This is a genomic window from Kordiimonas sp. UBA4487, from assembly GCF_002389025.1.
Taxonomy (GTDB): Bacteria; Pseudomonadota; Alphaproteobacteria; order Sphingomonadales; family Kordiimonadaceae; genus Kordiimonas; species Kordiimonas lacus.
Genome location: NZ_DGNR01000014.1, coordinates 112,756 through 124,815 on the forward strand (window position 1 = coordinate 112,756; position 12,060 = coordinate 124,815).

9 protein-coding genes are annotated in these 12,060 nt (G+C 60.3%); 2 read left to right on the top strand and 7 right to left on the bottom strand.

Going from position 1 to position 12,060, the window contains the following annotated elements; translation table 11 throughout:
• Positions 1 to 187 precede the first annotated feature (187 nt).
• Both B3Z17_RS15575 and B3Z17_RS15580 read left to right on the top strand, forming a co-directional pair.
• Complete coding sequence (locus tag B3Z17_RS15575; protein ID WP_286830720.1) at positions 188 to 1,168, top strand: LysR family transcriptional regulator; 981 nt, start codon at positions 188 to 190, stop codon at positions 1,166 to 1,168.
• A 94-nt stretch (positions 1,169 to 1,262) separates the two neighbouring features.
• Positions 1,263 to 1,994, top strand: a complete 732-nt coding sequence (locus tag B3Z17_RS15580) for a nitroreductase (protein ID WP_068307617.1) — start codon at positions 1,263 to 1,265, stop codon at positions 1,992 to 1,994.
• Here the strand turns inward: B3Z17_RS15580 and fdhD are convergent.
• From fdhD to B3Z17_RS15615, 7 genes are all read right to left on the bottom strand, one after another.
• Positions 1,991 to 2,764 carry a formate dehydrogenase accessory sulfurtransferase FdhD gene (fdhD, locus tag B3Z17_RS15585; protein WP_286830721.1) on the bottom strand — a complete coding sequence of 258 codons (774 nt, stop codon included), beginning with the start codon at positions 2,762 to 2,764 and terminating at the stop codon, positions 1,991 to 1,993. The genes B3Z17_RS15580 and fdhD overlap by 4 nt on opposite strands.
• A 24-nt stretch (positions 2,765 to 2,788) precedes the next feature.
• Positions 2,789 to 5,629, bottom strand: a complete 2,841-nt coding sequence (gene fdhF / locus B3Z17_RS15590; RefSeq protein ID WP_286830722.1) for a formate dehydrogenase subunit alpha — start codon at positions 5,627 to 5,629, stop codon at positions 2,789 to 2,791.
• The gene (locus tag B3Z17_RS15595; protein ID WP_286830723.1) at positions 5,626 to 7,152 is read right to left on the bottom strand and encodes a formate dehydrogenase beta subunit; all 1,527 of its coding nucleotides are present in this window, start codon (positions 7,150 to 7,152) and stop codon (positions 5,626 to 5,628) included. Before B3Z17_RS15595 ends, fdhF begins: the two co-directional genes overlap by 4 nt.
• A complete protein-coding gene (locus B3Z17_RS15600) occupies positions 7,149 to 7,622 on the bottom strand; it encodes an NAD(P)H-dependent oxidoreductase subunit E (protein WP_286830724.1) in 474 nt (157 codons plus the stop codon). The genes B3Z17_RS15595 and B3Z17_RS15600 overlap by 4 nt, the downstream gene beginning before the upstream one ends.
• Before the next feature lie 149 nt (positions 7,623 to 7,771).
• Positions 7,772 to 9,316 carry an EAL domain-containing protein gene (locus B3Z17_RS15605; RefSeq protein WP_286830725.1) on the bottom strand — a complete coding sequence of 515 codons (1,545 nt, stop codon included), beginning with the start codon at positions 9,314 to 9,316 and terminating at the stop codon, positions 7,772 to 7,774.
• A 136-nt stretch (positions 9,317 to 9,452) separates the two neighbouring features.
• Positions 9,453 to 10,814, bottom strand: coding sequence for an amidohydrolase family protein (locus B3Z17_RS15610; RefSeq protein ID WP_286830726.1), 1,362 nt, complete (start codon positions 10,812 to 10,814; stop codon positions 9,453 to 9,455).
• Between the two features lie 154 nt (positions 10,815 to 10,968).
• Complete coding sequence (locus B3Z17_RS15615) at positions 10,969 to 11,958, bottom strand: AraC family transcriptional regulator (protein WP_286830727.1); 990 nt, start codon at positions 11,956 to 11,958, stop codon at positions 10,969 to 10,971.
• Between the last annotated feature and the right edge of the window lie 102 nt (positions 11,959 to 12,060).

Genomic DNA, 12,060 nt, shown 5'->3' on the forward strand with positions numbered 1-12,060 from the left:
CTCGCCTTCCTTATGGATCAAACGGTTGGGACCCCCGTTTGGTTCGGGGGCAACTTACCCGCGCATCCCTGACAAATTCTGTCAGCAATCGATGCCCGGGGTGTCGCCCTCCACGTTCGACCCTTGCGCCTATATGGGAAGGCCCCATATATTATGGAAATTGATATTTCGAAATTTGGATATTCATATGGTGAATTTGGCTGGAATCGACCTGAATCTGCTTCTCGTGTTTGACGCGGTGATGAGCACACGAAACGCAACCAAGGCGGGACAGAAGATTGGCATGTCGCAGCCAGCAGTGTCGAACGCGCTCAACCGGCTTCGGCATGTGATGCGGGATGACCTGTTCGTACGCGGCACAGACGGCATGCGCCCGACAGCGCGCGCGCTGGAACTGGAACTGCCGGTCAGGCGGGCGCTTGGTGAAATTGAAGAAGCCCTGAACCCGGTGGCGTTTGACCCGGCGAAGGCCGAGCGCACCTTCACCATCGCCACAACAGATTATGTGGCCATGATGCTGCTGCCCTATGTCGCCGAATACATCACCAACGAAGCACCGGGTATCAATGTCCACACCATCCCGATTGAGGGCCGCCTGTTCGAACGGCTTGACCATCAGGACGCGGACTATGGCCTGATGCCCCTTGGCGATGTGCCCGACCGGTTCGCACGCCTGAATGTATCCAGCGACCATTTTGTCTGCATGATGAGCAAGAACCACCCGCTGGCGCGCTACAAGGACGCCATCCCGGTTGAAGAATATGCGGCTGCCCGCCACGTGCTGGTGTCCCCGCGGGGGGACGCACACGGTTTCGTCGACGACCAACTCGAGGAAATGGGCCTCAAGCGCCGGATCGTCATGATGATCAACAATTTCGGCCCTGCCCCCATGCTGGTGGCTACAACCGACATGATCGTCACCGTCCCCAGCCGGATCGCCAACAAATGTAACCAGTTCTTTGATCTGCATGTTGTGCCAAGCCCTATCGCGCCCCCGGGCCACATGATCGGTGGTGTTTTGGTGTGGCACAAACGGCTGACGAACCACCCGGCCCACAGCTGGTTCCGCGACCAAATGATGCGCGCGGGCCGGGACCTTGACCTCTACGGCATGAAAACGCCAGAGATCAAAATCCACGGTATGCCGGGGTTGAAGTCCGCCGAATAGCAGAAATTCATATTCGTGGGGCCACAATCCTTGTCGTGTGTTACGCACAGCCAATATGGTGATATGCACGCAGAAATAATGGGAGGACGCAGCAATGACTCAAACCGGGGCCGTCACAGAGGCACTAGCGAACAGGCGCAGCATTCGCGCATTCAAGCCGGACCCGGTACCGGAAGACCTCCTGACCGATGTTCTTGAAACCGCCCTTCTCGCCCCTTCCTGGGGCAATGTGCAGCCTTACCGGGTTGCCGTGGCCTCTGGCGAAGTGGCGAAAGAAATCGGGGCTGAACTGACCGCCCGTTTCAACACCGCCGCCAAGGTCCAGCGCGCCGGCCTGTTCGCCAAATTCGGCGCCTTGATGAAAGGCGGCGTCAAACCGGACGGCGACTTTAACACCATCATGAAATACCCGCCCGAGTTGGGCGCGCGCTACCGCGATACGGGCCACGGCCTGTATGGCACACTGGGGATCGAACGCGGCGACAAGGCAGCGCGCCACGCCCAGATGGCCCGCAACTTCAGCTTTTTCGACGCGCCCACGGCTCTGTTTGTTTTCTGTGAAAGCAGCCTTGGGGCCTACTCGGCCCTGGATACCGGCATTTTCCTGCAGTCGCTGGCGCTGGCGGCCGAAGAACGTGGCCTTGGCACCTGCATGCAGGCGGCGCTCGCCACCTGGGCCGGGCCTGTGAAAGCCCGCTTCGATATCCCGGAAAACTACAAGCTGATCTGCGGCGTCTCGGTTGGCTACAAGGCGGACCATAAGGTCAACAGTTTCGCGCCCAAGCGGCGCCCGCTTGACGAGCTGCTGCTGAAACCGAAAGGCTAGAAGCTGACAAGGCCATCAGTGGACCAGTTGGCGAGCGTGAGCCTGGCCTCTTGCGCCAGCCGGATAGCGAAAGCCGTGGGCGCTGACAGGCACACAAGCGCGGGTGCACCCACCGCCACACATTTCTGCGCCATCTCATAGGACGCGCGGCTGGACACCAGGACAAAGCCGGATGTCATGTCTGTGCCGTCCCGCATCAGGGCGCCTAAAAGCTTGTCGAGCGCATTATGCCGCCCGACATCCTCGCGCACGAGCGTAATATCCCCAGCCAAGGTCACCCACGCAGCACCATGCACGGACCTGTTCAGCTTTTTGAGCGGTTGCAAGCCATCGAAGGCACAAACGGCCTTGCGTACAACGGCTTCATCAAGCGCCGCCGGCATCTCTGCAACGGGCCGCACGGTCTGGAACAGTTCTTCCATGCTGTCGATGCCGCACAGGCCGCAACCTGTGCGCCCTGTCATCGTCCGGCGGCTATGCTTCAGCTTGAAGCGCTCAAACGGTGCGTCTTTGAGCGTGATCATCAGGTCAATGCCCTGATCTTTCTCAAACACCTCAATATTCCGGATGTCATCCGGGCGCTTCACAATGCCTTCGGTCACACTGAACCCCAGCGCGAAGTCCTGAAGGTCCCCGGGGGACGCCAGCATCACAGCGTGATTGAGCCCGCCGTAGACAAGCGCCACCGGCGCTTCTTCCGGCACATGCCATCTGACATGTGCGCTGCCGCGCCTGCCGGTCACAGTTACGTCTGCGTCCCACTTGGGCATTCTGACATCCTTCGGCGCCACAGTTTACTCCGCGGCGGCAGGGGCTTTGACCCGCCGCATGGTGGGCGTTTCTGCCGCATACTGTTCCTGCCATGTGGACTTGTGGTTTGCCAGCCCAACATCCACCGCTGTCACCTTATATTCGGGGCAGCTGGTGGCCCAGTCGGAAAGCTCAGTGGTCACCACATTGGTGCCGCTTTCCGGGTGGTGGAAGGTGGTATAAACCACGCCCGGCGCCATGCGGTCGGAAATTTCAGCCCGCAGTGTCGTCTCGCCCTTCCTTGACTTCACAGACACCCAGTCGCCGGTCTGGATACCGCGCATCTCGGCGTCGGAGGCATGGATTTCCAGTACGTCTTCTTCCATCCATATATTATTGGCCGTGCGGCGGGTTTGCGCGCCCACATTATACTGGCTGAGGATACGACCGGTTGTCAGGATCAACGGGAATTTCCGGTTGGTCTTTTCTTCCGTCGGCACATATTCCGTCACCACGAACAAGCCCTTGCCGCGCACGAAGCCGTCCACATGCATGATCGGCGTACCGTCAGGGGCATCATCATTCACTGGCCACTGCAGGCTGCCGTCGCGGTCAAGCCTGTCAAACGACACGCCCGCAAAGGTGGGGGTCAACGCCGCGATCTCGTCCATGATTTCAGCAGCGCTCTCATACGGCATCGGGTAGCCCATGGCTTCCGACAGCATGGCTGTCACTTTCCATTCCTCAATGCCGGTTTGCGGCTTCATCACCTTGCGCACACGGCCGATGCGGCGCTCGGCGTTGATGAAGGTGCCGTCTTTCTCCAGGAAGCTGGTGCCGGGCAGGAACACATGGGCAAAGCGGGCGGTCTCATTCAGGAACAGGTCCTGCACCACCACGCATTCCATATTCCTGAGCGCCGCTTCCACATGGAGGATGTTTGGATCACTTTGCGCGACATCCTCGCCCTGGATATACATGCCCTTGTAGGTGCCAGCGCAGGCTTCATCGAACATGCCCGGGATACGAAGCCCCGGTTCACCATCCAGGCTGACGCCCCAATGGTCTTCGAATGTTTTCCGGACCGCATCGTCGCTCACCGGGCGGTAGCCCGCCAGCTCATGCGGGAAAGAGCCCATATCGCACGAGCCCTGCACGTTGTTCTGCCCGCGCATCGGGTTCACGCCCACGCCTTCACGGCCGATGTTGCCCGTGGCCATCGCCAGGTTGGCCATGCCCATCACCATCGTGGACCCTTGGCTGTGTTCGGTTACGCCGAGGCCGTAATAGATGGCCCCGTTGCCGCCGGTGGCATAGAGCCGCGCCGCGGCGCGGATATCATCAGCGCTCACGCCCGCTACCTTGGCCACTTCCTCTGGCGAGTTGACGGGGTCGAGGATGAAGGCTTTCCATTCCTCGAACGCATCCATTTCGCAGCGCTCGCGCACGAAGGCTTCGTCATGCAGGCCTTCGGATACGATCACATGCGACAGCGCGTTGATCACCGCCACATTGGTGCCCGGCTGCAGCGGCAGGTGATAGTCCGCCTTCACATGCGGGGTCTCGACAAGGTCAATCTTGCGTGGGTCCAGTACGATCAGCTTGGCGCCTTCCCTGAGGCGGCGCTTCATCTGGCTGCCGAACACAGGGTGGGCGTCGGTCGGGTTGGAGCCAATCACCATGATCACGTCGGCCTTTTCGACAGAATCGAAATTCTGTGTGCCCGCGCTCGTGCCGAAGGTTTGCTTCAGGCCGTAGCCGGTGGGCGAATGGCACACCCGTGCGCAGGTATCCACGTTATTGTTACCGAAAGCCGCCCGGATGATCTTCTGCACCAGCCAGACTTCCTCGTTGGTACAGCGGCTGGAGGTGATCCCGCCAATGGATTTTCGGCCATATTTTTCCTGCACACCCTTGAGGCGCTTGGCAGCAAAGGCGATGGCCTCGTCCCATGACACTTCCTGCCATTCGTCGGTGATGGCTTCGCGGATCATCGGCTTGGTCACCCGGTCCTTGTGGGTGGCGTAGCCCCAGGCGAAACGGCCTTTGACGCAACTGTGGCCATGGTTGGCCTTGCCGGCTTTTTCAGGGATCATACGCACCACGCGGTCGCCCTTGATCTCCGCCTTGAAGCTGCAACCGACGCCGCAGTAAGCGCAGGTGGTGATCACTGTGCGGTCGGGCACGCCGTGTTCGATCAGGTCATTTTCCGCCAGCGTCGCGGTTGGGCAGGCCTGCACGCAGGCGCCGCAGGAAACGCATTCCGAACTGAAGAAGTCTTCCGCGCCCGTTGCGACGCGGCTCTCGAACCCGCGGCCCTCAATGGTCAGCGCAAGCGTGCCCTGCACCTCGTCGCACGCCCGAACGCAGCGCGAGCAGACAATGCATTTGGACGGGTCATAGGTGAAGTATGGTGTACTTTCATCCTTTTCGAGATCCAGATGGTTCTCGCCCTCATAGCCGTAGCGCACATTCCGAAGCCCCACGGCACCAGCCATGTCCTGCAGCTCACAGTCGCCGTTCGTCGGGCACGTCAGGCAGTCCAGCGGGTGGTCGGAAATATAAAGCTCCATCACCCCACGGCGCAGACGCGCCAGCCGGTCGGTCTGGGTTTTCACCACCATGCCGTCTTCGGCATGTGTCGTGCACGATGACGGCGTGCCCTTGCGGCCATCAATTTCCACAAGGCACAGACGGCAGCTGCCGAACTGCTTGACCATATCGGTCGCACACAGTTTGGGAATGGAAATCCCGGCTTCTGCCGCCGCGCGCATCACGCTGGTGCCCTTGGGCACGCTGACGGCCTGGCCGTCCACTTCCAGTGTTACGGTCTCCTCCGACTTTACAGCCGGGGTACCAAAATCTTTTTCTTTAAGAAGGGTCATCCTTTTTCTCCCTTCAGGAAATCTTCCGGAAAATAGTCAAGGGCGCTTTTCACTGGCACCGGTGTCATACCGCCCATCGCGCATAGCGATCCGTCTTCCATCACCTCGCACAGGTCTTCAATAAGCGTCAGGTGTGTTGTGGCGTCACCGCCTGCTATCAGCTTCGCCATCTCTTCCGAGCCACGCACCGCGCCAATCCGGCACGGGGTGCATTTGCCGCAGCTTTCGTGGGCACAGAAATCGAAGGCATATTTCGCCTGCTCGGCCATGTCCGCCGTGTCGTCAAACACCACTATACCACCATGGCCCACCCCTGCGCCAATTTTGGCGAAGGTTTCATAGTCCATCGGCATGTCGAACTTGTCCAAAGGGATATAGGCGCCCAGCGGACCACCCACTTGCGCGGCCTTAATGGGGCGGCCAGAACGCGTACCGCCGCCGAAACCGTTCACCAGTTCGCCGAGCGTCACACCGAAGGCTTTTTCAACCAGCCCGCCCCGCGCCACATTGCCGGCAATCTGGAACGGCATGGTGCCGGTGGAGCGCCCCATCCCATGGTCACGGTAGAACTCTCCACCCTTGGCCAGGATGGTCGGCACAGCACACAGGCTGATCACATTATGCACCAGCGTCGGCTTGGCCATGAGGCCTTCAAGCGCCGGCAGCGGCGGCTTGGCGCGCACCTGCCCGCGCTTGCCCTCCAGGCTTTCCAGAAGCGAGGTTTCCTCGCCGCAGATATAGGCACCCGCCCCCATGAAAACTTCCAGGTGGAAAGCCTTGCCCGAGCCAAGCACATCGTTACCGAGCAAGCCTTTCCAGTAGGCACGGTCGATCGCGGCCGTCAGGACCCGCTTCGCAACCGGGTATTCCGAGCGCAGATAAATGTACCCTTTGGTCGCGCCGGTCCCGAGGCCCGCGATCGCCATGCCCTCGATCAGGAGGAGCGGATCGCCCTCCATGATCATTCGGTCGGCGAAAGTGCCGCTGTCGCCTTCATCCGCGTTGCAGACGATATATTTCTGGTCCGCGTCAGCACCGCGCACCGTGTTCCATTTGATGCCCGCAGGGAAGGCCGCGCCGCCCCGGCCCCTGAGCCCGGAGGTCATGACCTCTTCGCAGATTTCCTCAGCAGACATGCCGATGGCTTTCTGGATGCCGTCAAGCCCGCCGTGGCTGGCATACTCATCCATCGACAGCGGGTTGGTAATGCCGCAGCGCGCGAAGGTCAGGCGTTCCTGCCTCGCAAGGAACGGTATCTCGTCCGTCAACCCGTGGCACAGCGCGTGCGCCCGCCCTTCCATCATGCCGTCCCTGATCAGGCCTGCAATGTCATCCAGCGTGACGGGGCCATAGGCCACGCGGCCTTCGGGGGTTTCCACTTCCACCAGCGGCTCCAGCCACGCCATGCCGCGGCTGCCGTTCCGGACAGGCGCGATGCCGGTGATGGCCTCGATTTTGGCTGCCACCTCATCGGCGCCCATGGCCACGGCTGAACTATCAAGCGGGACATAGATTTTGGTCATGCCTCACCCTCCTCGGCATAAGCATCAAAGAGGTGGGCACTCACCCGGCCCTTCAGCTGACCGTCCACCATGGCGGCGGGGCCGGACGCACACAGGCCCAGGCAATAGACGGCCTCGACCGTCACGCGGCCATCGGGTGTTGTTTCCCCAAGGCCAATACCCAGTTTTTCAATCGCTGCTGCTGTCAGCCCGCGGCTACCCACCGCCTGGCAGGCCTCAGCCTGACAGATCCGGATCACATGCTTGCCCTTGGGCGCCTTGGTGAAATCGTCATAAAAGCTGATCACGCCCTTCACTTCGGCCTTGGTGATATTGAAGGCCTTGGCAAGCTTTGGAACCAGGGCGGCATCAATATAGCCGTCATGCTGCTGCAGCGCATTCAGTGCGCGCATCAGGCCGCCGGTTTCGCCCACATGGGCTGTGATCAGGTCGTCGTTCATGCGACGTGGCTGGCTGGTATCTTCCGCCACGGTTGCCCCCTCTTTTTATTCTTGATGCATAATAGCATATCTTTTGATTGGAAGGTGCGACTTGACGGACGGCAAATCAATCAAAAAATCACCCAGATGCCATACAGAGGTGAAGCCATTATCAATTGTTCGGGAAGTCCTGCGGCAGATTAGCTGGCCAATGCTTCGGGCGCATCCTCAACCGCAATGGTGATGCCCAGCTCCTGCGCCAGCGTCTTCATGTCATAGTCCGGCAGGTCGGCGGATACAACGCGGACATTCATGGCCTGCCAGGTGGCGACCAGTTGGCTCATCATTTCCTTGCCGTCAAAGTGCCCGGCCAGCTTTTTCATCAGTGGCGGCGGCATTTCGATCATGCCGCCCATCAGGCATTTGAGCGCTTCGGGCGCCACCACCGCGTCACCGAACCGGTCGATCCAGATGGGGTGACCCTTGGCCGCCAGACGGTTGAGCGCGTCCCAGTGCAAACCACCGCGGCGCACGGGCGGCATGCCCTTGATGCGGAAGCCCACGCGCGACGCCTCTTCGCCGTGGCGGGTCAGCATGGCCTCCAGTTCCTCAATGAAGCGTTCCTGGATCATGGTGGAACGGCACAGTTCGTAATAATCGGGCTTTTCGCGCTCATCTGCGGGCTTCCTGACCCGCATGCGAATAAGGTCCTCGAGCTGCGCCAGGTCATGTTCGATCGAGATATCCGGGTGGTCGGCCAGCACGATGATCTCATCGGGACGCCTGATCTGGCCTTCAAGGTTCACCTTGCCCTGCTGCAACAGGGCGATGGAAACCGACGCCACATTATCCGAGACCGACCGCGGGCTGGTGCGGTATTTGTATTTCTTGATCGCGTCCTGAATGAGCTTCCTGTTGTGCTCGATCCCATCAAGGACGCCGGTGAGCTTCTCAATACCGTGCTCGTCCTCGATCTCACCCACGAACACGCCGCGCGCCTGGTGAAGCGCCTGGTGCAGTTTCTCAGGTGCAACATCGCGGTCATCGATGGCCATATTGGCTTTCTTGAGCGCGAGCTTTTCGGGCGCGATATTCAGCCGCGCTGCCACATTCTGCATCTCAAGGTCAAAGGCTTCCTCGTCAAAGCCGGTGCCGGTCAGAAGGCCGTAGGAGGCCTCATCCAGCTTGCCAACCTTGCCGCCAACCGCATGTTTCTGCAGGTTGGCTTCAAATTCTGTCCGGGCGCTGTCTTTCTCTTCGTCCGTCAGGCCGGCATCACTGCCGTCCCTCAGCGCATCCATACTGACCATCGTCAGGTCCAGGTCATCCTCGAACGGGGACGCCAGCAGGTCCTCAACGAAATTGAAGAAACTGTACATGTCGGCGGCAGGTGCGGCGGCTTCGGCCGTTTGCGTCGCATTTTCCTCGTCCGCGCGACCGGGCTTGTAGAAGTCCAACTGGCGCTCGTCCGCCCCTGTGGTCACAAGCTTCATATCGAAATTGATATAGCCACCGGTCTTGAGGCGGAGCGGTACGCGCGGGAACACAACATTCTGGAAAATGGACACGTCATCGCGGTCCAGCAGGCGTTCGACCCTGTCGTGAGCGTCAGCGGGGAACAGGAAACTCAGCGGTTGTCTGAAAAGGTCGACATCTTTCCACCGCATGATCGTCTTGAACCGATCATCCGCTTTGTCGATGAAGCTCTTTTTGACAAGGAATAAGCTGAATTCTGGCTCGCTCACAACGCCCTCGCCTACATGAATACTGGATGTGCCTGATGTACTGTCTTTCTGTCATAACACACGGTTTTTAAGGTCCTGTAAAATAATGCCTCAAATTTGATGCATTTCGGCGTGCCCCGCAGCCCAGAAAGGCGGCTTATTCAGCCGCCTTGGCCTTCTCCACATCAGCCCGGATACGGGCTGATATCTCCAGCACACGGGCGCGCAGGTCCGCTTCATCAATGGTCAGCACCTTGCCGTCAGCCATCAGGACATTGCCGTCGACAATGGTGGTCACCACATCCTGCTGATCCGCGACATACACAAGCTGCGACACCACGTCATAGAGGGGCTGCATGCGAAGGCTGTCCACAGACACCTGGATCATGTCCGCCCGGAGCCCCGGCTTCAAAGCGCCCGTCACGCCTTCAAGCCCTGCAGCCTTGGCGCCCATGCGGGTCGCCAAGTCAAGCGCGGTCGCGGCTGGCAGGACCGTCGGGTCTGTCGCCACACCCTTGTGAATGAGCGCCGCAAGGTGGATTTCATCCCACATATTCAGGTTGTTGTTCGATGCCGCCCCGTCTGTCGCCAGCCCCACAGTCACGCCCGCTTCCAGCAGTTTGGGTACGGGCGAAAAGCCAGCACCGGTTTTCATGTTCGACGTAGGGTTATGGATGGCGGCAAAGCTTTTGCCCGCCACCAGTTCCATGTCGCTGTCTGACGGCCACACCACATGGGCGGCAATCACCTGCGCGTCCAGCATGCCGACGTCAGCGAGTTCTTCAATGGAAGTTTGCTGGTATTTGCCTTCAATGGTGTCGAGCTCGGATTTATCTTCGGCAACATGGATGGAGATGGGGGCGCCCAGTTCCCTGGCCACCTTGGCCACATCCGCGAGATGCTCTTTCGACACCGTGTAGGGCGCGTGCGGCGCAAGGCCCGGCGTGATGCGGGCATTCTTGCCCTGCCAGTCCTCAACAAATTTCACGCCAGCCGCAAAACTGTCGTCCCAGCCCTCAAAGCCCGGGCTGGGGTAGTCGATCATCGGCGCGGTGATCACGGCGCGGAGGCCGCACTTGTCCACCACGCCCGCAATTTCTTCGGGGTAGAAATACATATCCACAAAGCTGGTCGTGCCGCTCTGGATCATTTCCCAACAGGCCAACTCAGACCCGATGCGGATAAACTCCGGGTCCACATAGCGGCCCTCCATCGGGAAGATATAGGTGGTCAGCCAGGTCATCAGCTCCAGGTCGTCGGCCATGCCGCGAAACAGGGTCATGGCCGTGTGGGTGTGGCCGTTCACAAGGCCCGGCATCAGGACACGGTCGTCGCCCGCGATTTCATTGTCAGTGCTGTAGGCGCCCGCGATCTCAGCATTTGTGCCCACGGCCACAATGGCGCCGTCCTTGACCGCAACGCCCCCACCTTCGATCACGCCCTTGGCGTCATCCATGGTCACCACGTAACGGCCATGCACGATCATATCGACGGGGGTTTTATCCTCGGCTGTACTCATAGAAACACTTCCCTCAACTGTCATTAACGCGGCCACAAAACTGATCGTCAGCCCGGCCGCTTTTGCTATTTTTTTCAACATCATCTGCGCTCTATTCTACCCTGATACCTGTGTCATATTTGTTAACCCTAGCCCAAGTTTGGGCGGCCGCCAATCAGCCGTTTGGCTTTTTCCGCCACTGGTTGGGCGACGCGTCAAACCAGCGCCGGAACGCCCGCACAAAGGCGGCGGGCTCGGAATATCCCAGCCGGGCCGCAACATCCGCCACCGATAGTTTGGTTTCCTTGAGCAGCCTGCCGGCCTCCTCCCGCCGTACGTCACTGAGCATATCGCGGAACGCCGCACCTTCCGCCGACAGCGCCCGTTGCAGGCTGCGCTCCGACATGCCCATAAGGCGTGCAATGGCTGTGATGCTGGTGTCTCCGCCGTCCGCCAATGCCGCCAACAAGTGCGCCCGAACATTTGCATGCAGGCCGTCCCTTTTGGGCATTTCCGCTTCCACGTGCGCCCGCAGCATCTCATTCAAGGCCGGGTTGGCGTCGTTCATCGGCTGATTGAGCGCCTCCGCGTCCCAGATCACCTCATGGCAGGCCGCCCCGAAGGTGACCGGTGCCCCAAACGCATCCGCATAAGCTTGCGGGTTGCGCGGAATGGGCCGGGTCAGGCACACCTGTTTGGGCACCACGCCGGGCGACGCCCAGCGCGCAAAGCGCACCATCGGTAGAAGCACCGCTTCCGAGCGCACATGGGGGGCGCGCCAATTGGGCCTAAGCGGCTTATAGACGATAGCGCACTCCCCCGCCCGGTCTTCCATCTCAAGCTGGCCGGCGGCCCCCACATAGAAGGCAAGCTCGCACGCGGCACGGAGCGAGTCGCCCACCGTTTTGGCGGTCACCAGCAGGTGCCCAAGCGTCGAATAGCTGCTGTAGCGCACGCGCCCACCAACCCTGAGGCCCAGAAGCCCGTCGCCAGACAGCTTCTCCGCCGCCACCCACAGCGCCTCCGCGTCGGCTTCCTCGATCCGCCCGTCAGCGAGCGGCGCGATCCCGGCCGCACGGTAAAGCGCGCCCGACGCAACGCCGTAATCGGCTTCCATCGCGTCTACAAGCGTGGTCAGGTAGCGGGTCAGGACTGTTTCTGTCATGGTGTTACTTGGTAATGGCCTTTGGCGTAAAATATCAATTTTTAGACGCCGACTGTCATTCACAAGCGCCCATGCGTCAAGTAGATTTGGCTTGTCCTTTGG

Excerpts from the sequence above, each read along its gene's own strand:
- B3Z17_RS15575 (WP_286830720.1), top strand. The coding sequence starts at position 188 with ATGGTGAATTTGGCTGGAATCGACCTGAATCTGCTTCTCGTGTTTGAC.
- B3Z17_RS15580 (WP_068307617.1), top strand. The coding sequence starts at position 1,263 with ATGACTCAAACCGGGGCCGTCACAGAGGCACTAGCGAACAGGCGCAGC.
- fdhD (WP_286830721.1), bottom strand. The coding sequence starts at position 2,764 with ATGCCCAAGTGGGACGCAGACGTAACTGTGACCGGCAGGCGCGGCAGC.
- fdhF (WP_286830722.1), bottom strand. The coding sequence starts at position 5,629 with ATGACCCTTCTTAAAGAAAAAGATTTTGGTACCCCGGCTGTAAAGTCG.
- B3Z17_RS15595 (WP_286830723.1), bottom strand. The coding sequence starts at position 7,152 with ATGACCAAAATCTATGTCCCGCTTGATAGTTCAGCCGTGGCCATGGGC.
- B3Z17_RS15610 (WP_286830726.1), bottom strand. The coding sequence starts at position 10,814 with ATGAGTACAGCCGAGGATAAAACCCCCGTCGATATGATCGTGCATGGC.
- B3Z17_RS15615 (WP_286830727.1), bottom strand. The coding sequence starts at position 11,958 with ATGACAGAAACAGTCCTGACCCGCTACCTGACCACGCTTGTAGACGCG.